The 22,339-nt window shown below is 58.8% G+C and carries 20 protein-coding genes; 8 read left to right on the top strand and 12 right to left on the bottom strand.

Features of this window, described 5'->3' with window-relative positions:
• Positions 1–149: 149 nt before the first annotated feature.
• Together alaC and L4G42_RS06375 are read right to left on the bottom strand one after the other, a co-directional pair.
• The gene (alaC, locus tag L4G42_RS06370) at positions 150–1,367 is read right to left on the bottom strand and encodes an alanine transaminase (RefSeq protein ID WP_237251590.1); all 1,218 of its coding nucleotides are present in this window, start codon (positions 1,365–1,367) and stop codon (positions 150–152) included.
• A 320-nt stretch (positions 1,368–1,687) separates the two neighbouring features.
• Positions 1,688–2,431 (bottom strand): TraX family protein, encoded by a 744-nt coding sequence (locus L4G42_RS06375; RefSeq protein WP_237251591.1) that lies wholly within the window; start codon positions 2,429–2,431, stop codon positions 1,688–1,690.
• 99 nt (positions 2,432–2,530) lie between these two features.
• On the opposite strand from L4G42_RS06375, the gene L4G42_RS06380 reads away from it, so the two are divergent.
• Positions 2,531–3,571 (top strand): threonine aldolase family protein, encoded by a 1,041-nt coding sequence (locus L4G42_RS06380; protein WP_237251592.1) that lies wholly within the window; start codon positions 2,531–2,533, stop codon positions 3,569–3,571.
• Positions 3,572–3,676: 105 nt separating this feature from the next.
• Here the strand turns inward: L4G42_RS06380 and L4G42_RS06385 are convergent, their stop codons facing one another.
• On the bottom strand, positions 3,677–3,979 hold the full coding sequence (locus L4G42_RS06385; RefSeq protein ID WP_237251593.1) for a cell division protein ZapA: 303 nt from the start codon (positions 3,977–3,979) through the stop codon (positions 3,677–3,679).
• Positions 3,976–4,209 (bottom strand): hypothetical protein, encoded by a 234-nt coding sequence (locus L4G42_RS06390; protein WP_237251594.1) that lies wholly within the window; start codon positions 4,207–4,209, stop codon positions 3,976–3,978. The genes L4G42_RS06385 and L4G42_RS06390 overlap by 4 nt, the downstream gene beginning before the upstream one ends.
• 316 nt (positions 4,210–4,525) lie before the next feature.
• Here L4G42_RS06390 and L4G42_RS26505 point away from each other — a divergent pair, with 316 nt between their 5' ends.
• Positions 4,526–6,151 carry a methyl-accepting chemotaxis protein gene (locus L4G42_RS26505; protein WP_237251595.1) on the top strand — a complete coding sequence of 542 codons (1,626 nt, stop codon included), beginning with the start codon at positions 4,526–4,528 and terminating at the stop codon, positions 6,149–6,151.
• Between the two features lie 114 nt (positions 6,152–6,265).
• Here the strand turns inward: L4G42_RS26505 and gbcB are convergent, their stop codons facing one another.
• On the bottom strand, positions 6,266–7,366 hold the full coding sequence (gene gbcB / locus L4G42_RS06400; protein WP_237251596.1) for a glycine-betaine demethylase subunit GbcB: 1,101 nt from the start codon (positions 7,364–7,366) through the stop codon (positions 6,266–6,268).
• Between the two features lie 329 nt (positions 7,367–7,695).
• Here gbcB and gbcA point away from each other — a divergent pair, with 329 nt between their 5' ends.
• The 4 genes from gbcA to L4G42_RS06420 all read left to right on the top strand — a co-directional run bounded on the left by gbcA (position 7,696) and on the right by L4G42_RS06420 (position 12,161).
• A complete protein-coding gene (gene gbcA / locus L4G42_RS06405) occupies positions 7,696–8,994 on the top strand; it encodes a glycine-betaine demethylase subunit GbcA (protein ID WP_237251597.1) in 1,299 nt (432 codons plus the stop codon).
• A 362-nt stretch (positions 8,995–9,356) separates the two neighbouring features.
• Positions 9,357–9,962: an ABC transporter ATP-binding protein gene (locus tag L4G42_RS06410; RefSeq protein ID WP_237259621.1), complete on the top strand. Its 606-nt coding sequence runs from the start codon at positions 9,357–9,359 to the stop codon at positions 9,960–9,962.
• Positions 9,953–10,753 carry an ATP-binding cassette domain-containing protein gene (locus tag L4G42_RS06415; protein WP_237251599.1) on the top strand — a complete coding sequence of 267 codons (801 nt, stop codon included), beginning with the start codon at positions 9,953–9,955 and terminating at the stop codon, positions 10,751–10,753. The genes L4G42_RS06410 and L4G42_RS06415 overlap by 10 nt, the downstream gene beginning before the upstream one ends.
• An 856-nt stretch (positions 10,754–11,609) precedes the next feature.
• Positions 11,610–12,161, top strand: coding sequence for a hypothetical protein (locus L4G42_RS06420; protein WP_237251600.1), 552 nt, complete (start codon positions 11,610–11,612; stop codon positions 12,159–12,161).
• Between the two features lie 27 nt (positions 12,162–12,188).
• Here the strand turns inward: L4G42_RS06420 and etfB are convergent, their stop codons facing one another.
• From etfB to L4G42_RS06450, 6 genes are all read right to left on the bottom strand, one after another.
• Positions 12,189–12,992, bottom strand: a complete 804-nt coding sequence (etfB, locus tag L4G42_RS06425; RefSeq protein WP_237251601.1) for an electron transfer flavoprotein subunit beta — start codon at positions 12,990–12,992, stop codon at positions 12,189–12,191.
• A complete protein-coding gene (gene etfA / locus L4G42_RS06430) occupies positions 12,982–14,202 on the bottom strand; it encodes an electron transfer flavoprotein subunit alpha (RefSeq protein ID WP_237251602.1) in 1,221 nt (406 codons plus the stop codon). The genes etfB and etfA overlap by 11 nt, the downstream gene beginning before the upstream one ends.
• Positions 14,202–16,163: a dimethylglycine demethylation protein DgcB gene (gene dgcB, locus L4G42_RS06435; protein WP_237260663.1), complete on the bottom strand. Its 1,962-nt coding sequence runs from the start codon at positions 16,161–16,163 to the stop codon at positions 14,202–14,204. The genes etfA and dgcB overlap by 1 nt, the downstream gene beginning before the upstream one ends.
• 161 nt (positions 16,164–16,324) lie before the next feature.
• Positions 16,325–18,385, bottom strand: coding sequence for a dimethylglycine demethylation protein DgcA (gene dgcA / locus L4G42_RS06440; protein WP_237259623.1), 2,061 nt, complete (start codon positions 18,383–18,385; stop codon positions 16,325–16,327).
• Positions 18,386–18,400: 15 nt separating this feature from the next.
• Positions 18,401–18,931, bottom strand: coding sequence for a 4-vinyl reductase (locus L4G42_RS06445; protein ID WP_237251605.1), 531 nt, complete (start codon positions 18,929–18,931; stop codon positions 18,401–18,403).
• Between the two features lie 89 nt (positions 18,932–19,020).
• Entirely contained in the window at positions 19,021–19,998 is a 978-nt protein-coding gene (locus tag L4G42_RS06450; protein ID WP_074886739.1) for a dipeptidase, read from the bottom strand.
• A 227-nt stretch (positions 19,999–20,225) separates the two neighbouring features.
• On the opposite strand from L4G42_RS06450, the gene L4G42_RS06455 reads away from it, so the two are divergent.
• Together L4G42_RS06455 and L4G42_RS06460 are read left to right on the top strand one after the other, a co-directional pair.
• Positions 20,226–20,630, top strand: coding sequence for a lysozyme inhibitor LprI family protein (locus tag L4G42_RS06455; RefSeq protein ID WP_237251606.1), 405 nt, complete (start codon positions 20,226–20,228; stop codon positions 20,628–20,630).
• A gap of 48 nt (positions 20,631–20,678) precedes the next feature.
• Positions 20,679–21,098 carry a DUF3010 family protein gene (locus L4G42_RS06460; RefSeq protein WP_237251607.1) on the top strand — a complete coding sequence of 140 codons (420 nt, stop codon included), beginning with the start codon at positions 20,679–20,681 and terminating at the stop codon, positions 21,096–21,098.
• A 9-nt stretch (positions 21,099–21,107) separates the two neighbouring features.
• On the opposite strand, the gene L4G42_RS06465 is transcribed toward L4G42_RS06460, so the two are convergent.
• On the bottom strand, positions 21,108–22,283 hold the full coding sequence (locus L4G42_RS06465; protein ID WP_237251608.1) for an ATP-binding protein: 1,176 nt from the start codon (positions 22,281–22,283) through the stop codon (positions 21,108–21,110).
• Between the last annotated feature and the right edge of the window lie 56 nt (positions 22,284–22,339).

Below are 22,339 nucleotides of genomic sequence, written 5' to 3' on the forward strand. Positions count from 1 at the left end.
TGACACTGACAGCCCAGATGCCTACGCACGCCACACAAAGGCGCGTTTACGACATGGGGGGATGAGGAGCGGGATTTGCGCGATTCTGCGGGGCGTGAAAACAAAAATCCCCGGACGAGGCCGGGGATCTGGGTGGAGCGATGTCGCTATCAGACCAGTTTTACAGGCAACTGCCCATCCGCCCTGAACATCCCGCGAATACCCCGCACGGCCTGACGAATCCGGTCCTGGTTCTCGATCAGAGCGAAGCGCACGTGGTCGTCGCCGTATTCACCAAAACCGACACCGGGCGACACGCAGACCTTGGCTTCGGCCAGCAGTTTTTTCGCAAACTCCAGCGACCCCAAATGCGCGTAAGCCTCAGGAATCTTGGCCCAGACATACATTGAGGCTTTCGGGTTCTCGACCATCCAGCCCAGCTCATGCAGCCCTTTGACCAGCACGTTACGGCGCTGGCGATACTGCTCGGCGATGTCGAGCACGCACTGTTGATCGCCTTCCAGCGCGGCAATGGCGGCCACTTGCAGCGGCGTGAACGTGCCGTAGTCGTGGTAGCTCTTGATCCGGGCCAGCGCGTTGACCAGCTCGGGGTTGCCGACCATGAAGCCGATGCGCCAGCCTGCCATGTTGTAGCTCTTGGACAGGGTGAAGAATTCGACGGCGATGTCTTTGGCGCCGGGCACCTGCATGATCGAGGGGGCTTTCCAGCCGTCGTAGACGATGTCGGCATAGGCCAGGTCATGAACCACCAGCACGTCGTACTGTTTGGCCAGCGCAACGACGCGCTCGAAGAAGTCCAGCTCGACGCATTGAGCAGTCGGGTTGGACGGGAAGCCCAAGATCATCATCTTCGGTTTGGGGATCGAGCCGCGAATGGCTTTTTCCAGCTCGGCGAAGAAGTCCACGCCCGGCACCAGCGGCACGGAACGCACCTGGGCGCCAGCGATAACGGCGCCATAAATGTGAATCGGGTAACTGGGGTTAGGGACCAGAACGGTGTCGCCCTGATCCAGCGTGGCGAGCATCAGATGCGCCAGGCCTTCTTTGGAGCCAATGGTGACGATGGCTTCATCTTCAGGGTCGATGTCGACGTCGTAGCGTTTTTTGTACCAGGTGGAAATCGCCCGACGCAGACGCGGGATGCCACGCGAAGTCGAGTAGCCGTGAGTGTCTTCACGTTGGGCGACGGTGACCAGTTTCTCGACGATGTGCGGCGGCGTTGCCCCATCGGGGTTGCCCATGCTCAGGTCGATGATGTCCTCACCACGGCGACGAGCAGCCATTTTGAGCTCGGCGGTGATGTTGAACACGTAAGGGGGGAGTCGATCGATGCGCGCGAAACGGCGCGGCGAACCTTGGTCTGCCATGGAAACCTCTGAAGACGTAAGCGCCCGGAACCGTCCGAGCGACGCTGGCCACTGCGGTGGCCTGAGGCGGAAGATACGGGCGGGGACGGCGGTTTGTCTAGAGCGATACTGCGAAATTGAGGGTGCTCACACGGGCCTCTTCCCGGCTGAAGCCGGTCCCACTGAGTCACCGCGATTAAATAGTGGGACTGGCTTGATCGTCCCCACGCTCTGCGTGGGAATGCCGCCCGAGACGCTCTGCGTCCATCGCTGTGACGCGGAGCGTCAGTGGATGCATTCCCACGCAGAGCGAGGGAACGATCATGTCCGCGACATCGCCGTCATTCGATGATCTGCCGCAGCCCAAACAACAGCAAAAAATGCATCGGATAAATCAGGTACGCCCACCGCCGCATAGGCCACACACTAAATGCCGGGCGCCAGCGCAGAATCGCTAATCCCATCAGCGGTGCCAGCAGACAAGCCGCCAGCGCCCCGACGGAAATCGGATCGCCCCAAAGCATGCCGTCGATGATTTTCGGCCACTCGTTGCTCAATAAACAGACAATCCCCGGCACGACCGCCAGCCACAAAGACGTGCGCAGCACGAGCACAAACGCCAGCGGCAGCAACACCCCATACATCCCGAACATCAACTGCGGCCCAAACAGAACACCAACAGCCAAGGCAGCGATACCCAGCAGCCTCGCCGGCCATGACCGACTCAACCCTCCCTGCGCCACCAGCAAACCCAGCGCCAGCGTCGGCAGCACATTGAGCGTAGTGACCTCACCCGCCATGTAAATCCTGTACGGCAGCTCGGCGACCACAGAAAACACCGCCAGCCATGTCAGATACTTCCACTTAACCGGAGACTCAACATCACGCCGGCCAGTGCGCACTAAGTTGACCGCAATGGCCAGACAAAACCACGGAAACGCCAGTCGTCCCGGCACATAGAGCCAATTGGCGTGCCAGCCGACATAGCGCAGGTGGTCCATCACCATGCTCAGCATCGCCAGCCACTTGAGCAGGTCCAGCGCGCGATCCCGCACAGGTGTGGTCATTGATTTCGGTTCGGTCATATCACTTCGCTGTCTGGCTGAATTTTCTGACGCAAGAATGCATGACCAAACCGGTCAACTTTGGTTACAGTCGCAGCCTTCGATTACAGGGAACCGGCCATGTCAGACCAAAGCCAGCAGTTTGCCAGCGACAACTATTCGGGAATCTGCCCGGAGGCGTGGGCGGCCATGGAGCAAGCCAACCACGGGCACCAGCGTGCCTACGGCGACGACCAGTGGACAGCGCGCGCGGCCGATCAATTCCGTCAGTTGTTCGAAACAGACTGCGAGGTGTTTTTCGCCTTCAACGGCACCGCGGCCAACTCCCTGGCGCTGTCCTCGCTCTGCCAGAGTTACCACAGCGTCATTTGCTCGGAAACCGCCCACGTCGAAACGGACGAATGCGGCGCGCCGGAGTTCTTCTCCAACGGCTCGAAGCTGCTGACCGCACGCAGCGAGAACGGCAAGCTGACACCCGATTCCATCCGGGAAGTTGCGCTCAAACGCGCCGATATCCACTATCCGAAACCCCGCGTTGTCACGCTGACCCAGGCCACAGAAGTGGGCAGTGTCTATCAGCCGGAAGAGCTCAAAGCCATCAGCGAGACCTGCAAAGAGCTGGGCTTGAACCTGCACATGGACGGCGCCCGCTTCGCCAATGCCTGCGCCTTCCTCGGTTGCTCGCCTGCCGAGCTGACCTGGAAAGCGGGGGTTGATGTGCTGTGCTTCGGTGGCACCAAAAACGGCATGGCGGTGGGCGAGGCGATCCTGTTCTTTAACCACAAGCTCGCCGAAGACTTCGACTATCGCTGCAAACAGGCCGGTCAACTCGCCTCAAAAATGCGTTTCCTGTCAGCGCCGTGGGTGGGTTTGCTGGAAAACCACGCCTGGCTCAAACACGCACGCCACGCGAATAGCTGCGCGCAGTTGCTGGCTGATCTGGTGAAAGATATTCCGGGCGTTGAATTGATGTTCCCGGTGCAGGCCAATGGCGTTTTCCTGCAATTGTCGGAAGCGGCCATTGCCGCGCTTACTGCGCGAGGCTGGCGCTTCTACACCTTTATCGGCGTCGGCGGAGCGCGCTTCATGTGCTCGTGGGACACCGAAGAAGCCCGCGTGCGGGAACTGGCAGCGGACATTCGGTTGGTGATGGGCGCCTAGTCAGGCAGTGCATGGCGTGTAGGAGCGCGCTTGCCCGCGATCAACGATGACGCGGATCTAAGTGCGGCGGCAGCCGCGCCCCTTAACGCCAGTCGGAAGAGCCCTTCACCCCTTAGCGATCACCTTCTCGATCACTTCAACCGTTGCGCTGACCTTATCTTCGTAACGGCTCAGCGCTTGGGCGTGTTGCTGCTTGAGTTCGATCTGCTTTGAACACAGGTTCAGCGCCGCCAGCACTAGCAAACGGTCGCCGATCAGCGTCGGGTAACTTCGCTTGGTTTCAAACAGCGCCGATTTCAGCATTGATACCGCGTCCATCAAGGTCTGCTCTTGCCCGGCAGGTGCCTTGATCGTGTAGTCGTTGCCAAGGATGGAAATAACCTTGGCGCCGTCCTGATCCGTGATCATGCGTCGACCGCACTGACGCTGGTGGCGCGATCAACCAGCGCCTGAATGCGCGCAGCCGTCGCACCCTGTTTCTCTTCCTGCTCCATCAGGCTCAACTGCAGACTGTCGTTGTCATCCCTGGCTTGTTTCAACTCTTCGGCGAGTCGCGCGTTCGTGTTCTGCAGCTCCTGGTTGTGCTGTACCAGGTCACTGACGAGCTTTTCCAACTGGCTTAGGGATGCTTCCAACATTTTGATATCTCAGGCAAATTTCAAAGGGCGCGTACGATAAAGAAAAGTCACTTTAGCTACCAGTGAAATCAGGGCATTCACGCCACTACACCGACCAACAAGCATCTCTGCAACTCAATTCCGCAAACGCATAACGGCCCTGATTGACTCCATTTTTGCGATCTTGTTCCTGCTGTTCGTCAGATCAAACGGCTGCGACATAACCGCACAGCGCAGACCAGTGGCATCAAGTCCCCATGGGACCGACCGATAACCCGTGCATCTCTGACCCTTCTATCTTTCGCCTCGCATGGATCGCGGCCTCCCTGGAACCGTAATGTCCCTACGTAATTTGAATATCGCGCCCCGCGCCTTTCTCGGTTTTTCCGTCATCGGCCTGCTGATGCTGATTCTGGGCATCTTTGCCCTGTCGCAAATGAACAAGATCAACAACGCCAACGTTGTCATGGCCACTAACAGCATGCCGAGCATCAAGGCGCTGGACAAACTGATCGAAGGCAGCATTCGTCTGCGCGTTCTGTCCTATCGCCTGATGCTCAACCGCGATCCCGACACGCTTCAGAAGACCAGTGAATTGCTTGCCATGCGCAACAAGCAGATCGACGACGCCCGGGCAATCTACGTCAAGCTGATCTCCGCGCCGGAAGAACAGTCGACCTACGACCAGTACGTCCAACTGCTCAACGACTACCGGCAGCTGGAAAGCCGGATGAAGACGCTGAGTCAGGCCAACGACATGACCGAGCTGACCCGCCTGCTCAGCGCGGATCTGCAGACCAATTCGGACCAGATGAACGTGGTGCTCGCCAAGCTGGTCGAGATGAACACCCAACAGCTCAATGAAGCCAGTGCGACTGCCACTCAACAGTATTCGACCGCGTTCACGATGGTCGTCACGCTGCTGATCATTGCCACTGCGCTGACCTTGTTGTTCGCCTGGCTGCTGACCAACAGCATCACCCGCCCCATCGCTTCGGCACTGAATGCCGCTGAAGACATTGCCGAAGGCGACCTGACGCGCACCATCACGGTGGACGGTAGTGACGAAGCGGGCCGCTTGCTGGCCGCGATGTTGAAAATGCAGTCCAGGCTGCGTGACACCCTGCAGCGCATTTCCGGTTCGGCGACCCAGCTCGCTTCGGCAGCGGAAGAGCTGAACGCTGTCACCGACGAAAGCGCGCGTGGCCTGTCCCAGCAGAACAACGAAATCGAACAGGCCGCTACTGCGGTCAACCAGATGACCAGCGCCGTGGAAGAAGTCGCACGCAACGCTGTGAGCACTTCGGAAGCGTCGAAAAACGCTACGACGTCGGCCAGCGATGGCCGTGATCTGGTGCAGGAAACGGTCAGCGCCATCGAACGCATGAGCACCGACGTGCAGAGCACGTCCACGTTAATCGGCAATCTGGCGGACGAGTCCCGTGACATCGGCAAGGTGCTGGATGTGATTCGCGGCCTGGCGGATCAGACCAACCTGCTGGCCCTCAACGCCGCCATCGAAGCTGCCCGCGCGGGTGAAGCCGGTCGCGGGTTCGCTGTGGTCGCCGACGAAGTTCGCGCCCTCGCCCACCGCACTCAGCAATCGACCAGCGAAATCGAACGCATGATCGGCAGCATCCAGGGCGGTACCGAGCAGGCTGTGAACTCCATGCGCAGCAGCACCGAGCGTGCGGAATCGACCCTGAACATCGCCAAGGGCGCAGGCCTCGCGCTGGACACCATTAACAGCGCTGTCGTGGAAATCAATGAACGCAACCTGGTCATCGCCAGCGCGGCGGAAGAGCAGGCCCAAGTCGCTCGGGAAGTGGACCGCAACCTGGTCAACATCCGGGATCTGTCGACTCAGTCCGCCACCGGCGCCAATCAGACCAGCGCAGCGAGCAACGAGCTGTCGCGTCTGGCCGTGGATTTGAACGGGATGGTTGCGCGCTTCAAGGTGTAAGCAACCCGTTGATCACAGTGTAGGAGCGCGCTTGCCCGCGAAAAAAACAACGCGGTCTCTCAGGTAGACCGCGTCATCGTTCATCGCGGGCAAGCGCGCTCCTACACAGGTTGATCAATACTCAATCCGCACGTCACCCTTCGGCACGCTGCAGCACGACAGGATGTACCCCTCCTCCACGTCGTCGTCGGTAATGCCGCCGTTGTGTTCCATCTCGACCTCCCCGCTCAGTTTCATCACCTTGCAGGTGCCGCAGATGCCCATGCCACAAGCCTTGGGAATCATCAGGCCCAGCTTGGCAGCGGCGGCGTGGACGGTTTCGCCCGGCGCGACGCGGATGCTCTTGCCGGTGTCGGTGAACTCCACCTGATGCAATTCAGCGACATCCAGATCGGGCGCGTCGGCGGCCTGTTCGGCATGTTCGACGGCGTCGGCGCGAGCTTCCGGCGGCGTCGCACCAAAGGACTCTTCGTGGTACTGCGCCATGTTGAAACCGTTGGCTTCGAGCAACCGCTTGACCGCACTCATGTACGGCGTCGGTCCGCAGCAGAACACCTCGCGCTCCATGAAATCCGGGGCCATCAGTTCGAGCATCTTCTGATTTAGATAACCGCGATATCCCGCCCAAGGCTCACCCAACCCGTGCTTTTCACAGACGATGTGCAGGGCGAAGTTGTTGATCCGCGACGCCATCTGTTCTAGCTCGCGGTGGTAGATGATGTCTTTGGGCGAGCGTGAACTGTGGACGAAGACCATGTCGACGTTGGCGTTGGTGTCGTAGTACCAGCGCGCCATGGACATGACCGGCGTGATGCCGACGCCGCCGCTGAGGTAGAGGATTTTCGGGTTCGGGAAGTCGATGGCGTTGAACAGCCCCACCGGCCCGTGCACCGCCAGCTCCTGCCCTTCGTGCAGCGTGTCGTGCAGCCAGTTCGATACCTTGCCGCCGGGCACGCGCTTGATGGTGATCGAGAAGCTGTACGGCACCGAGGGCGAACTGGAGATGGTGTACGAGCGCATGATCGGCACGCCGTCGATTTCCAGCTCCAGGGTGACGAACTGGCCGGGCTTGAAGAAGAACAGAATCGGCTGGTCGGCCATGAAGCAGAACGTGCGCACGTCCCAGGTTTCCTGGATCACTTTGACGACCCGTACCAGGTGGCGGCCGTTGGCCCACGTCTGGGTGTTGACCGGGCTGAGGAAACTCTGCGACATACTCACTCTCCACGGCCGACGGTCGGCCTCATATGATGGCGATTCTGCGTAACGCACGAGCCGCCTATTTACCTATCAGCGACATTCACATACTTATGGCGACCAGCCCCGGTCTATAGGGGTCGGGCCGTCGGAAACGGATTCGGCCATGTCGCCCATGGATAAGGTTCAGGTCGCGCCCGGCTCCACACTCGCCATCAATTCATTACAGATTCTTTATCCATCGGCCTGAGCGTCAGAAATCACTGCCGCCTCGCGTGCTTCGCTACACACCCACCGTATCAGCCACATTCGTAGACTGCGCAAAGCGCGGCCTGAGGACTTGAAAGATGGACGTCACCGCAACTCTGAGCTTGGGCGATCCGCTGGAACCTGCGCGCAAGGCGACTGCCGAGATGCTGCATACCCGCGAGCGCACCTACTCGCTGCCGCAGCCTTTCTACAGCGATGAGCGGCTGTTTGAAATCGACATGCAGGAAATCTTTCAGAAAGAGTGGCTGATCGCGGGCATGAGCTGCGAAGTGCCGGCCAAGGGCAACTTCCTCACCCTTCAGATCGGCAAGAACCCGATCCTGGTGGTGCGCGGACCGGACGGCTCGATCAATGCGTTCCACAACGTCTGCCGTCACCGTGGCTCACGCCTGTGCACCAAGGAAAAAGGCAAGGTCGCCAAGCTGGTTTGTCCTTACCACCAGTGGACGTACGAACTCGACGGTCGCCTGCTGTACGCGGGCACAGAAATGGGTGCTGACTTCGACATGAAGCAGTTCGGGCTCAAGCCGGTGCATTGCAAGGTCGCGGGCGGGTACATTTTCATCAGCATGGCGAGCAACCCGCCCGCCATCGACGCGTTCCTGCAGACGCTGAACCACTACATGGAACCGTACGACATGGAGAATACCAAGGTGGCGGTGCAAACCACCTTGATCGAAAAAGCCAACTGGAAGCTGGTGCTGGAAAACAACCGCGAGTGCTACCACTGCAATGCGTCGCACCCCGAACTGCTGAACACCTTGCTGGAGTGGGACGACGTCACCGACCCGCGTGCCGACCAGGCCTTCAAGGACCACGTCGCAGCGTCCGCGGCCGCCTGGGAAGCCGAAAAAATCCCCTTCGCCCACGCCAGCTTTGGCCTGCGCAACCGCATCGTGCGCATGCCGCTGCTCAAAGGCACCGTCTCGATGACGATGGATGGCAAGCAAGGCAGCAAAAAACTGATGGGGCGCATCCAGAACCCGGAGCTGGGCTCAATGCGCATCCTGCACCTGCCCCACTCGTGGAACCACTGCATGGGCGACCACGTGATCGTGTTCACCGTGTGGCCGATCAGCGCGCAGGAAACCATGGTCACCACCAAATGGCTGGTGCACAAGGATGCTGTCGAGGGCGTGGACTACGACGTTGCGCGCCTGCGCGAAGTCTGGGACGCCACCAATGACCAGGACCGTCGACTGGCCGAAGAAAACCAGCGCGGCATCAACTCCATCGCTTACCAGCCGGGGCCGTATTCGAAGACGTACGAGTTCGGGGTGGTGAATTTCATCGACTGGTACAGCGCCAAGTTGCTGGAGAACATGGGCGCCGAGCCTGCTTCGTATTTGAAGGGCGTGGCGGTTAATCACGAATAAGCTTCTGCCTGTCGCTTTAGCACCGACACCCTTGCGGGCAACCGCGCTTCTACAGACATCCACCTGTAGGAGCGCGCTTGCCCGCGATGGGTTCTGATCAGTCACCGAAACCATGATTAGGACCTCGCTAGCACAACCACATCAATTGTGACTTCGACCCCTGTTCCTACAAAGAAACCCGGTACAACTCAAAGAGTTATTAGCGTCGGCCTACATCACCACTGAAACGGCCTACAACAAGACCAGAAGTTTCGCGCCGGTAACAAATTTGAATCAGGTTCAGTGACTGTTATTAATGCAGCACTCGCGGCAAGTGACGCGACCTCTTAAAAGCTCAAGCGCTATCTGAGGTAGCTAAGCGGATGATCGATTTTATCAGCGAGACACTGAGCTCCAAAAAAAGACTGTTCATAAGTGCCACCGCGATTACCGTTCTATTGAAGCTGTCCACCCTAGCGCCAGCACTGTTGCTGGGGAAGATTATTGATAACCTCTCTGTCGCAGAAGATGTCGCTTCACTCACCCTTAGCGATTTACTGATTGTTCTTTGTGGCGCTGTGCTGCTGCAGTCCGTGTTGCACCCGCTTCAGACTTATCAACTTGTGAAGCTCGTGCAGACAACCCTGGCAGACCTCTCCACCGAATGGTCTGAAAAAATACTGGGCAAAGAGTTTGAGCAATTTTCGTCCCTTCGGATTGGCGGCCTCATCAAGTCTGTAGAAAGGGGAATAACTGCGCACGAGAAGTTTCTGATTTTTTTCATCACTTCAGGCTTCCCGCTACTGATAGAACTGGCTTTGATCGCGATCATCTTTGCCTCCCTGGGCGGAGTACTGATGTTCACGACCCTGCTGGGAGTTTCCATTGGCTATATCCTGCTTTACCACCGGCTTATCAGGCTTCCATATCTCCACGCTTGTCTGTTGGGGAGCTGGTCGCCATATTTTCGCTGGCGGGCATGTTTCTGAGTAACTGCAGCGCTTTGGCAGAGGCCTATCGGGCACTGGATCAATTCTCGGTAGACCGACAGAGGCTCCAGGAAACCTTGTTACTGGAGGATCTTGTAGAGGTACCGCAAGAGCCTTTACCTGAACCACTGTCGAGCCTGGTATTGGTCGCAATGAATCGGGTGACGAACCGTAAGCTGCATTTCACGCCTGAGCAATCCGTTGCGATCATCGGACCGAGTGGTGCCGGCAAAAGCACGCTTTTAGAGACCATGGCAGGGACGCTGAAAACACTCCGCCACGGTATTTCCATAAATGGGAGGGCATTACGAGGGTGCAACATTCAGACGTATCTGGACCGGGTTCGCTACTGCCCTCAAGACCCGGTGTTTCTTGAGGGCACATTCAACCACTCTGTGCTTTTCGATCAACCCATGTCCGACCATCTCCCTCGAATCCTCGAAGATCTTGGCGTGGCACAGCTGGCCGCCAACCGATCAATAGCTGAAGGCGCAATAAACATTTCAGGAGGCGAAGCAAAACGACTGTCTCTGCTTCGGCTTATCAATCGCCCTGGTGATTTCAACTTGTTCGACGAGCCTACATCGGCTCTGGATCAGGAGACCGCCCTGGGTGTGTGGAACACTCTGTTCGAGCAGTTCCATAAAAGGGGACTGGTGTGTGCTACCCACGACTTGACTGCGCTGTCCCGTTTCGATCGTGTGATTGTGTTGAAAAACGGTGAGGTCATCGCAGACGGTCCCTGGAGCGAATTGCAAAACGACGGAATCGTTGCACAGGCGCTGGCGTAGACACGAGGGTGAACCGAACGGCGAGGCTCCTTACCTCCGTTCCGATTGAGGAGATTTACAAAGCTATCAGGTTTAGAAATGTGGAAGTGTTGATGCGATTGAATACCGCTTGGACTCTGTCAGCACAAATTTCTGATCATTTTTTGAGCACATCGCTCAACCTGCCGGATTTAGGGGCTCAAGCCTGACCGCGAACATGTTATCCACAGAAGCGCCAACAGCATATGTGTGTAAGTCTCACGGGCGCCGTGGAAAAGCGCGGAATGCGCTCAATCAGGATGGCCAGAGACGCAAATCGGCGCACAAGAGCTGTTATTGGTTAAAATTTGACCATAGCTCTACAAGCCACGGATCAAAAGGGCTACAGAGGATCACGAACATCTTATCCACACCACCGCTCACAGAGAATGTGGGTAAGAACGCGCGCTTCAAATCCTGGATTGTGGAAAAACCCATAGGAATCCGTGAGATAGAGTGATCAAAAATCATCCATCCTTCTCAAAGCCATGGCGGCAAAGGCCTGTAGCAATAGGCGAACAGTTTATCCACAGGCGGATCAACAGCGATTGTGGGTAATAGGGTCGTTTTACACGCCGAATCAGACGCGTCTGACATTCATACCTTTTTATGAGCGGTAGACTCCCGCCCATATCGATTCGGAGTGGCTAACAATGACATCAAGAGTACGGTTTTCTGAGCAGGTGGTTCTGCGGGCAAACGCTCAACTCATACAACAACGCGGGCGGCCTACCAGCCTCCCGCGTGAGCTGCTGGGTATCGTGACCTACAGACCCAGAACGCTTCAGGAGATTAAAAGCGCATTCGCCTCCGCCTACGCAAAAATGCAGCGGACCTGATGACCATGGCGGGAGGAGGCTACAACTACATCTATGAGGAACTGGTCGCGGACGAGAGCGACATTCTGGGCAAGCTTGCTTATTCGAGCTACAAGCGGCAGAAAATCGAGTACATCCAGGCGTTCATCGCGAAGCACGGAGAGGATCCGACAGACTCCGATCTCACGGCTTTCCATGACATCAGCAACAACGCGTCGCAGCTGGATGTTTACAGAAACCAGGCGGCCCAGTTGGCATTGAGTTTTCTGGAAACATCACTTGCGAATGAAGCTAAGGAGCTTGAGGAGCTGTACTTGGCCAAAGCGAATAACGAGATTCGATCGTTCAGGCCCGGATTTTGGTCAGGCGTATCTCAAAGCGTCGTTGGCTCAGGATGTTTCGTTCTGCTGGTTGGGTGTTTGGTGTTCTTCACATGGAGCCTCAAACAAGGACCTAGACAGGTCATCGAGCAAGTCTTCGATGTAGCGATCGTTGATGTCCCATTGGCGGAGCAAGCAGTTGAAAGCCGGTTGCCCGATCAATCACCTACAAGTGAAGAAGGCGCCATTTAGGACGCCTTCCTCAATGCTGAAACGCACTCAGCGAACCACCCCCTCCTCCACCAGCAACTTCAAAATCGCCGCAGCACCCTCCTGAGCAGTCACCCCCTTGAGAACCTGCCCACCGCCTCCGCTCGCTTTCGCCGTTGCGGCCTTCATACGATCAGCGCCGCTTTTGGCTTTGATGACCTTCAAACGTTTTGGCCGTGGTTTCGCGGGCGTCAGCTCTGCGCCGGCAAACACTTCGTCGATGACCACGTCGATCTCTTCTACATCCAGTAGACCCCGTTGCGCCGGGCCGTAAGCGCTTTGCCGGGGTTTCGGTGCCGAGTTATCCACAGTCGCCAGGAACGGCAATCGGACCTTGAGTCGGCGGCGCTGACCTCGAGGGAGCGCCTGCAGCACCTGGGCGGTGCCGTTGCTCATGGATTCGACCTCGGCCATGCCCACCACCAGCGGCCAGCCGAGCTTTTCGGCTAGCAAATACGGGAGCATGCCCGACCCTTCGCCCGTCTCGGCCTGACTGCCGGTCAGCACCAGCTGCACACCGGACTCGCGAATGTAATCCGCCAACCCAGGCAACGCGTCCGCGCCCGGCGGCTGAGCCAGCACGTGGAGTTCGTCCACGCCCATGCCCAGATAGCCACGTAATGCGGGCTCTTCGGCATCACCCGCATGCAACACGTGCAAGTTATCCCCAGCCAGTTGCAAACCCAGCTCAACGGCACGGGCATCCTGCTCGGCGCGACGCGGACGTCCTGACGTCGGGTGCGCGCCGACCGAGACGAGGCTGATCACGTGCAGCGCACTTTTATCCACAGAGCCTCCCATTTCAGGCTGCATCGCGCTTCGCCCCATTTCGGTAAGTGTCGACCGCTTCAATCAGCGCTTCGAGAATGGCAGCGCTCTCGCCGATCACTGACAGATCTGCACGCTTGATCATGTCGCAGGTCGGATCGAGGTTGATGGCAACCACCTTGTCGCAGGCGCCAATGCCCTGTAAATGCTGGATCGCGCCGGAAATGCCGACCGCCACGTACACCCGGGCAGTGACCCAGGTGCCGGACGCGCCAACCTGGCGATCACGGCCCATGAAGCCATCGTCGACGGCCACACGGGAGGCGCCTTCTGTTGCGCCCAATGCGACGGCGGTACGGTGAAACAGCGGCCAGTCCTTGACCCCGTTGCCACCCGAAAATATGAATTCAGCTTCGGACATGGGGATAAGTGCCGGATCGACCGCCACAGCGCCGAGGTCTTCAATGCGCGGCAAGCTGCGCGCGACAGCTGTGGATAACTCCACAGGCAGCGCTTCGTGCCGGGTCTCACTGACGGGTTCGGCGCATTCCGCTTGAGCGAGAATCAGGCGTGACACCGGCCGAGACAGGTCTGCGGTTCCGGCGCCCGCGCGGCCCACACACTGTTCGCCAGCCACTTGCCAGACGCGTGTGGACGGTCGCTCACCCAGGCTGGCCGCAAAGCGGCGCCCCAACTCTCCCCCGCCGTTTCGGCTGTCGGGCAGCAACCAGTGATGCGGGTCGAACTGGTTATCCACAGCCCGCAAACCTTGCACACGTTGCTCAGGCGAATAACCACTGAACGCGCTGCCTTCCAGTATCAACAGACGATCGACGCCAGCGGTGTCGAACGCCGTCTCTTTGTGCTCGCCGAAAATCACCGCCAGGACAGCGCCCTCGTTGCCAGCCAGCCCATGGGCCAAGCCCAGCAGGTCGCGGTCATGGCTGCTCAAACGGCCGCCGACCATGTCGGGAACGACAGCGATATAAAAGGCCGGCGTTGCAATCCGATGCAACGGCAATTGCACGTCCACCGATACGGACCGTTTGATCGCGCCGCCTTGCTGCGCACCGCTTCGGTCGATGCGCTTAACGCCGTTGGGACCGATAAAGCCGATGCCATGCACGTTTTTACGCAGCACCCCATTGGGGCCCATCCAGCGGGTTTGCGCCGGTTGCATGGCAGCGTGCAGGGGATGCAGGCGGTTTCGTGCAATCCATTCAGCGCGCGGGTCGCGGCGAATAATGTCACTCATCAATGCGCCTCCGCAGGTTCACGTCGGGCCGCTGCCGGTTTTGCAGGCGCGGTTTCTTCAAACAGCGCGTCAGCCACCAATTCGGCGATGTCCTTGATCATCGGCCGCGGCTCGACCACGCCTTCAAGCATCGCGGTGCACTGTGGACAACCCACAGCCACCAGCTCGGCGCCCGTCTCGCGAATGTCATCCATGCGCATGTCAGGGATCCGTTGCTTGCCCGGAATGTCGGTGATCGGCGCACCGCCACCGCCGCCGCAGCAACGTGAGCGGAATCCGGACCGCACCATTTCCTTGACCTCGATGCCCAGCGCACGCAGCACATCGCGCGGCGCCTGATACTCGCCGTTGTAGCGCCCGAGGTAGCACGGATCGTGATAGGTGACGCTGGTGCCTTTGTGCTGACCCACGTTCAACGCACCGTCGGCGATCAATTCGGCCAGATACGTGCTGTGGTGCTGTACGACGTAGTGACCCTCGAACGCACCGTATTCGTTTTTCAGCACATGGAAGCTGTGCGGGTCGCAGGTGACGATGCGCTTGAAGTCGTACTGCGCCAACGTCTGGATATTGCGTCTGGCAAGCATCTGGAACGTCGCTTCATCGCCCAGACGTCTCGCGACATCACCGCTGTCGCGCTCTTCAAGCCCCAGCACGGCAAAGTCGACCCTGGCGGCTTTCAGCACTTTGACGAAGGCGCGCAAGGTGCGTTGATTGCGCATGTCGAACGCGCCATCGCCGACCCAGAACAGCACGTCCACGGTTTTCTTGTGGCTCATGACCTCAAGGTTGAGGTCTGCCGCCCAATTCATGCGCCCGCCCGGCGCGAAGCCGCCCGGGTTGTCGGTCGCGATGAGGTTTTCCAGGACCTCCGCGCCCTTGTTGGGGGTCGCGCCTTTTTCGAGGGTCAGATGACGGCGCATGTCGACGATCGCGTCCACGTGCTCGATCATCATCGGGCACTCTTCCACGCAAGCACGGCAGGTCGTGCACGACCACAGGGTGTCGGCGTCGACCAGCCCGTTGACGATGGGTTGATGGGGGTTGCCGCCATGTTCGCCGATTGGCTTGCCCATCCCGTCGAGGGATGGATAGGGGCTGCCGGCAAAGTTCGCATCGGTGCCGCCAGCCAAGCCGACGACCATATCTTGAATCAGTTTTTTCGGGTTCAGCGGCTGGCCTGCGGCGAAGGCCGGGCACGCAGCCTCGCATTTGCCGCACTGCACGCACGCATCGAAACCGAGCAGCTGATTCCAGGTGAAATCCTTGGGTTTTTCCACACCCAGCGGCGCGGTCCTGTCTGTCAGATCTAGGGGTTTCAGCCCCGTAGAGCGGCCACCACCGAAGCGCTCGGGGCGACGGTGCCACGCCAGGTGCAGCGCCCCGGCGAAGGCGTGCTTCATCGGTCCGCCCCAGGTCATGCCGAGGAACAATTCGCAGACGCCCCACAGTAAGCCGATGCCCAGAATGATTGCCAACAACCAGCCACCAAAGTTTGCCGGCAGAACGCCCGCGACGGGCAGCGTGACCACAAAGAACGAGCCCGAGAACGCCAGCAGGCTTTTCGGCAGGCGCATCCACGGGCCTTTCGACAAGCGGCTCGGCGGGTGACGACGACGCAGGTACATGAAGATTGCGCCGACGAACATCACGGCCGACATCAGCAGCAGCGCGTAGCCGAGGACCCGGTTATGCAAGCCGAAGCCGTGCACCAGAATCGCAAGGATGATCGACGCCACCGCGCCGCCCGCCGTAGCGACGTGGGTGTTGGCGATGTATTTGTCCCGCGCGACGACGTGGTGCAGGTCGACCATGTAGCGCTTGGGCATGGCCAGCAGTCCGCCGAGCAGATCGACCTTGGCGGCACGCCCGTTGCGCCACAGGCTCACCCGCCGCAGCACGCCAATGAGCGCGAGGCCCAGGGCAGCGAAAAGCAGGATGGGAAGAAGGGTGTTCAACATGTGGAGCTCCCAAAGACTCAGGGTCTTGCAGGTCGGGATGCCTTACTCGATTCCTGTAGGAGTGAGCTTGCTCGCGAAGCCGGACTGACATTCAACATGGATGTCGACAGACCCGCCGCTTTCGCGAGCAAGCTCACTCCTACAGGGTTGTGTGCCGGCCGCTAGAAATCTTTGCAGAGCCGCAACGCGTCATAGATCGCCGCATGGGTATTGCGCTGTGCCACGCAATCGCCAATGCGGAACAACAGATACCCTTCACCCGGCTTACTCAACGATGGCTGCGGCTGAATCGCGAACAGGGCGTCGATATCGATCTGGCCTTTGTTGCGCGAACCTTCCTTCATCCCGTAATAGAGCGCTTCGTCAGGACGCACGCCGTTCTCGACCACCACTTGATCGACTACCCGCTCCTCTTTGGCACCGGTGTATTCGTTCTCCAGCACTGCTACCAGCTTGTCGCCCTCGCGGTAGACCTTTTCCAGCATCATGTCGCCGGTCATGATCACTTCCTTGGGGTACATGCTGCGGTAGTAGGTCGGGAACGACGTACCACCGATGGCAACGCCGGGCTTGATGTCGTCAGTAACGATCTCGACCTGGCAGCCTTTGTCGGCGAGAAAGTCAGCCGTGGACATGCCGGTGAACTCGCAAATGGTGTCGTAGACCAGCACGTTCTTACCCGGCGCAACGTTGCCGTCGAGGATGTCCCAACTGCTGACGACCAAGCCTTCAGCGGCGCCCCAATGCTCGTTCTGCTCAATGAACGGATGACCGCCCACCGCCAGCACCACCACGTCAGGCCGCAGATCCATGATGGTCGCGATGTCTGCCGCCGTGCCCAAACGCAGATCGACTTTCAAGCGCGCCAGCTCCAGCTGAAACCAGCGCGTGATGCCGGCGATCTGATCGCGTTGCGGCGCTTTCGAGGCCGTTGTGATCTGCCCACCGATGGCGTCTTTTTTCTCGATCAACGTCACGTCATGGCCACGCTCAGCCGAAACACGCGCCGCTTCCATCCCGGCAGGGCCCGCACCCACGATCACCACTTTGCGTTTCACGCCGGTGGTCTTTTCGATGATGTGCGGCACACCCATGTATTCCCGCGAGGTCGCAGCGTTCTGGATGCACAGCACGTCCAGGCCTTGATACTGGCGGTCGATGCAGTAGTTGGCACCGACGCACTGACGGATCTGATCGACCTGGCCCATTTTGATCTTGGTGATCAGGTGCGGGTCGGCGATGTGCGCGCGGGTCATGCCGACCATGTCGACGTAGCCGCCTTCGAGGATGCGCGTCGCCTGATTCGGGTCCTTGATGTTCTGCGCGTGCAGCACTGGCGCCTTGACCACTTCCTTGATACCGGCAGCCAGGTGCAGGAACGGCTCCGGTGGATAACTCATGTTCGGGATGACGTTAGCGAGGGTGTTGTGGGTATCACAACCCGAACCCACGACGCCGAGGAAATCGATCATGCCGGTCTGGTCGTAGTACTTAGCGATCTCTTTCATGTCCTCGTGACTGAGGCCGTCCGGGTGAAACTCGTCACCGCAGATACGCAGGCCGACGCAGAAATCCGGTCCGACTTCCTTGCGCACAGCCTTGATCACTTCCAGGCCGAATCGCATGCGGTTTTCGAAGCTGCCGCCCCATTCATCGGTGCGCTTGTTGACCCGCGGGCTCCAGAACTGATCGATCATGTGCTGGTGCACCGCTGACAACTCAACGCCGTCCAGACCACCGGCCTTGGCCCGTGCCGCTGCGCTGGCGTAGTTGCCGATGACCCGCCAGATTTCTTCCGGCTCGATGGTCTTGCACGTTGCGCGGTGTACCGGCTCGCGGATGCCCGAAGGCGACAGCAGCGTTGGCCAATGATCGCCGTCCCAACGCGAGCGACGGCCCATGTGGGTAATCTGGATCATGATCTTGGCGCCGTGCTTGTGCATGGCGTCAGCGAGGTTCTGGAAGTGCGGAATGATCTTGTCAGTCGCCAGGTTGACCGATTTCCACCAGCCTTGCGGGCTGTCGATGGCCACGCTGGACGACCCACCGCAAATGGCCAGACCGATGCCGCCCTTGGCTTTCTCCTCGTAGTACTTGACGTAACGGTCGGTGGTCATGCCGCCGTCGGTGGCGTAGACCTCGGCGTGCGCGGTACTCAATACGCGGTTGCGTATGGTCAATTTACCGATCTGAATCGGTTGAAACATCGCTTCGAAAGCCATGACGGAAACCTCGACTTACAACGGCTTGACGACAAACAGGCCGTCGTCGTGGCCTTCTTCCGATCCGCCGTAAACCTGCTCGGCCACGGTGCGGAGTTTGCTGCCGCTGGCTTCCAGGACCTGGTCCATGGCCCCGGCAAACCAGCCGGTGAACATGTAATCGACCTTGCGCCCTACTTTGCCGTAGACGTAAACGAAGGCCGAGTGCTCGAGCTTGACGCTGGCAGTGCCTTTTTCCAGATCGATGTCCTGAATCTTGAACAGGCCCCAACCGCGCTGGGACAGACGATTCATGTAGTGCTCGAACACCGCAACGCCCTCGATGCCGTGGCATTCGGCTTCTTTCTCGCACCAATGCCAAGCGGACTTGTAGCCGGCCTTGTAGAGGATTTCGGCGTACGCCTCGGCGCCCAGCACTTCTTCGATGCCCATGTGGTTGTTGACGAAGAAATGGCGCGGCACGTACAGCATCGGCAGGGCGTCGGAGGTCCAGACACCGGTCTCGCTGTCGACTTCGATTGGCAATTGCGGGGCGATCTTGGCCATGGAAACTTAACTCCGGAAAATTCGAGTGGATGCCCTCTCCGCGAGGGGGAGAGGGAAAAATTCAGTGCTCGGCGCGTAGGTCCGAAGGCTTATTCGCCCCAGACGTCGCCCAGGATACGAACCCAGTTTTCGCCCATGATCTTGCGCACCACGCGCTCGGAGTGGCCGCGTTTGAGCAGGGTTTCGGTGAGGTTCGGGAATTCGCCGACGGTGCGGATGCCCAGCGGATTGATAATCTTGCCGAAGTTAGTCAGACGCCGGGCGTAGCCTTTGTCGTGGGTCAGGTATTCGAAAAATTCCTGGCCGTGACCCTGGGTAAAGTCAGTGCCGATGCCGATGGCGTCTTCGCCGACAATGTTCATCACGTACTCAATGGCTTCGGCGTAATCGTCGATGGTCGAATCGATGCCCTTGGCCAGAAACGGCGCGAACATGGTCACGCCGACAAAGCCGCCGTGATCGGCGATGAACTTAAGCTCCGCGTCGGATTTGTTGCGAGGGTGTTCTTTCAAGCCCGAAGGCAGACAGTGGGAGTAGGTCACTGGTTTCTTCGATTCGAGGATGACTTCCTCGGAGGTCTTCGAGCCTACGTGGGAGAGGTCGCACATGACGCCGACGCGGTTCATCTCCGCGACGATTTCACGACCGAAACCCGACAGGCCGCCGTCGCGCTCGTAGCAGCCGGTGCCCACCAGATTCTGGGTGTTGTAGCACATCTGCACGATGCCAACGCCCAGCTGTTTGAAGATCTCGACGTAGCCGATCTGGTCTTCGTAGGCATGGGCATTCTGGAAGCCGAACAGGATGCCGGTCTTGCCCAGCTCCTTGGCCTTGCGGATGTCGGCCGTGTTGCGCACCTGAATCACCAGGTCGCTGTTTTCACGAATCAGTTTCTGGCTGGAGGCAATGCTGTTGACGGTCTGCTGAAAACCTTCCCACACCGAGACTGTGCAGTTGGCCATGGTCAGGCCGCCTTTGCGCATGTCCTCGAACAGTTCACGGTTCCATTTGGCAATGATCAACCCGTCAATGACGATGCTGTCGGCGTGTAATTCGGCTGGGCTCATCAGGCGGTCCCCTGGGGTTCTTTAATGGCCGGAAGGTCTGCCGGCGCTTTGGGGTCAGCATATGCCTGAGGGTCGGAGGAGCCGGGTGCAAAAACGACAGGGGAATTGCCGAAAGCGTCAAGAAACGACAAAGGCGGGGCGTGGTCTTTTGCCGCCCGCATTTGATACCTGTTCTTTGCCTCGCGCTTGGGCGAGAATCCATTTCATCTCTGACTCGGAAAGCCCTAATGAAAACCATGTTTCTGGCTCTGGCTCTATTCGCGACAGGTGCACACGCAGCGGGAAATCCGGCCGCCAATCCTTGTGACGGCGTTGAAGAAGATCAGCAGACGCTTGAGTGCTCGGTGTACAGCCGCGACACGGCGGAGAAGTTGCTGACAGAGAATGTTCAGAACGTGCTTGAGCGCGTGCAGACGCAGTTCGGTGCGAACAAGGCCCAGGCCGAGGAGTTCGCCACCAAGCTCAAGGCGGCCCAGGAAGCCTGGAAAAAACTGCGTGACGCGGACTGCGCCGTTGAAGTGTTCCCGGCCAAGCCCGGTACCAAAGAATTCAACATCGACCAGAACGATTGCCTGACCCGCGCCAGCGACGAACGATCGGAGTATCTGGATACCGTCGCGCAGTCTGAATAACTGCTTAATGCGCTACCCTGACGCCCTTCCCAAGCTCAAGGTAGGCACATGAACATCTGCGGCGTAGAAATCAAAGGCAGCGAGGCCATCTTCGCTGTCGCCACTCGCGCGTCCGGCGCGCTCGAACACGTTCCATTGCCGACCAAGAAGATCGCACTCGAAGACGACGATGAAGCCGTCAACGTCAAAGCGTTCGCCCGCCAGATCGAGGCATTCGTGCGTGACAATGGCATTGGTCATATCGCAATCAAAAAACGCAGCAAGAAGGGCGAGTTCGCCGGCGGCCCGACGACGTTCAAGATCGAGACCCTCTTTCAGCTGCTGGAAGACTGTGACGTCATCCTGCTGTCGCCTCAAACAATCAACGCACAGATGAAAAAGCACAGCTTTGAGCTGCCGGCAGCGCTGAACAAGTATCAGCATGAGGCTTACAAGGCGGCGTGTTCGGCGTTGATGAAGACCAGGTAAGCAATACGCTTACTTAGGTTCTCTTCGTTGCAGCAGCCATTCGCCGAGTGCCTTGTCTTCCAAGGCATACGCGCCGCGACTGGATTTCCACACCAGCTCTTTGTCACGGAGTGCATCGATCGCCGCCTGAATGGTCTGAGTGCCAGGCACCACTTCGCTGTTAAGCGCCTCCAACGCCTTGCTCACTGCAAGTAAGGTCGCATCGGCGAAGGGTGCGAATGGCTGGTTATCGCGCGCCCGGTCAGCCATCACCTCCAGCACTGCGCGCTGCGGCAAAGTCAGGGCGTTGTAGGCGCTTTCGAACTCCTCCCACACGCCCGCCCGCAGCAACCGCGCACTGTCATGCAGCAGTTGGCCGAGATTCTCGGCGTCGCCCAACTCAAGTGCCACATCGCCGATGATTGAACGCAGCATTTCGGGGCGGCGCCCGACCAGCTCGAAGGCGGCATCGATATCGGCAGCGGAAAACTGATTGGTAATCGCCAAGTGGCTGTTGAGATGGGCCGTATAAGCCTTGGTGAAGTCTTTGCCTAACAGCGGAAAGGGCGTGATGCTCGAGCCATAGAACGGTTGATTTTTGTTCAGCACCAAATGGGCCAGCTTGTCCCGGTTCGAGCCCGTCAACACCAGCCGCAAGGCGCCGTTGCCTTGCTCATGACCTTGATTTAACTCGTCCCGTGCGGCCTTTAACGCAAACATCGCGTTGACCCCGGCTTCACTGGTCAAGGCGTGCTGAGCTTCATCGATGATCAACACGATCATCTTCTGTGACGCACTGTGCAACAGCTGCAAGGCCTGCGTTAATGTCGAGCCCACTGGCAATTGCGGCGTGGTGAAATCCCACGACAACGTGCGCAGGAAATTGAGTTTGTCTATCCCGGCTGATTTAGCGAGCTTGCGAATGCCTTTTTCGTACGGCACAAGGGCAACCGCGATCGCCGAGCTGATCAGGTCGGCGGGGTCCTGTTCCCGATCAGCCCACAGGTCAACGTAAACCGGCAGCCAACCCTGGCCGAGACACTGCGGAACCAGGTCTTCGCGCAGGAAGGTGCTCTTGCCCGTGCGACGCGGCGCCGCGAGGAACAGTCCGGATGAATAATCGTGCAGTCCTTCGCCGGTCAAACCTTCTGCGACGGTAGACGCGAGGCTACTGCGCTTGAACACAAAACCAGTGCGTTTGGTCATGATTTATACCCAATTATTGCTCGAACTATAATTTATAGTCGCGAGTATAATTGACA

It is taken from the genome of Pseudomonas petrae, assembly GCF_021728295.1.
Classification (GTDB): Bacteria; Pseudomonadota; Gammaproteobacteria; order Pseudomonadales; family Pseudomonadaceae; genus Aquipseudomonas; species Aquipseudomonas petrae.

Bases quoted from the DNA above. Each gene is read 5' to 3' on its own strand.
- alaC (WP_237251590.1), bottom strand. From the start codon at position 1,367: ATGGCAGACCAAGGTTCGCCGCGCCGTTTCGCGCGCATCGATCGACTC.
- L4G42_RS06375 (WP_237251591.1), bottom strand. From the start codon at position 2,431: ATGACCGAACCGAAATCAATGACCACACCTGTGCGGGATCGCGCGCTG.
- L4G42_RS06380 (WP_237251592.1), top strand. From the start codon at position 2,531: ATGTCAGACCAAAGCCAGCAGTTTGCCAGCGACAACTATTCGGGAATC.
- L4G42_RS06385 (WP_237251593.1), bottom strand. From the start codon at position 3,979: ATGATCACGGATCAGGACGGCGCCAAGGTTATTTCCATCCTTGGCAAC.
- L4G42_RS06390 (WP_237251594.1), bottom strand. From the start codon at position 4,209: ATGTTGGAAGCATCCCTAAGCCAGTTGGAAAAGCTCGTCAGTGACCTG.
- L4G42_RS26505 (WP_237251595.1), top strand. From the start codon at position 4,526: ATGTCCCTACGTAATTTGAATATCGCGCCCCGCGCCTTTCTCGGTTTT.
- gbcB (WP_237251596.1), bottom strand. From the start codon at position 7,366: ATGTCGCAGAGTTTCCTCAGCCCGGTCAACACCCAGACGTGGGCCAAC.
- gbcA (WP_237251597.1), top strand. From the start codon at position 7,696: ATGGACGTCACCGCAACTCTGAGCTTGGGCGATCCGCTGGAACCTGCG.
- L4G42_RS06410 (WP_237259621.1), top strand. From the start codon at position 9,357: ATGATCGATTTTATCAGCGAGACACTGAGCTCCAAAAAAAGACTGTTC.
- L4G42_RS06415 (WP_237251599.1), top strand. From the start codon at position 9,953: ATGTTTCTGAGTAACTGCAGCGCTTTGGCAGAGGCCTATCGGGCACTG.
- L4G42_RS06420 (WP_237251600.1), top strand. From the start codon at position 11,610: ATGACCATGGCGGGAGGAGGCTACAACTACATCTATGAGGAACTGGTC.
- etfB (WP_237251601.1), bottom strand. From the start codon at position 12,992: ATGCAGCCTGAAATGGGAGGCTCTGTGGATAAAAGTGCGCTGCACGTG.
- etfA (WP_237251602.1), bottom strand. From the start codon at position 14,202: ATGAGTGACATTATTCGCCGCGACCCGCGCGCTGAATGGATTGCACGA.
- dgcB (WP_237260663.1), bottom strand. From the start codon at position 16,163: ATGTTGAACACCCTTCTTCCCATCCTGCTTTTCGCTGCCCTGGGCCTC.
- dgcA (WP_237259623.1), bottom strand. From the start codon at position 18,385: ATGGCTTTCGAAGCGATGTTTCAACCGATTCAGATCGGTAAATTGACC.
- L4G42_RS06445 (WP_237251605.1), bottom strand. From the start codon at position 18,931: ATGGCCAAGATCGCCCCGCAATTGCCAATCGAAGTCGACAGCGAGACC.
- L4G42_RS06450 (WP_074886739.1), bottom strand. From the start codon at position 19,998: ATGAGCCCAGCCGAATTACACGCCGACAGCATCGTCATTGACGGGTTG.
- L4G42_RS06455 (WP_237251606.1), top strand. From the start codon at position 20,226: ATGAAAACCATGTTTCTGGCTCTGGCTCTATTCGCGACAGGTGCACAC.
- L4G42_RS06460 (WP_237251607.1), top strand. From the start codon at position 20,679: ATGAACATCTGCGGCGTAGAAATCAAAGGCAGCGAGGCCATCTTCGCT.
- L4G42_RS06465 (WP_237251608.1), bottom strand. From the start codon at position 22,283: ATGACCAAACGCACTGGTTTTGTGTTCAAGCGCAGTAGCCTCGCGTCT.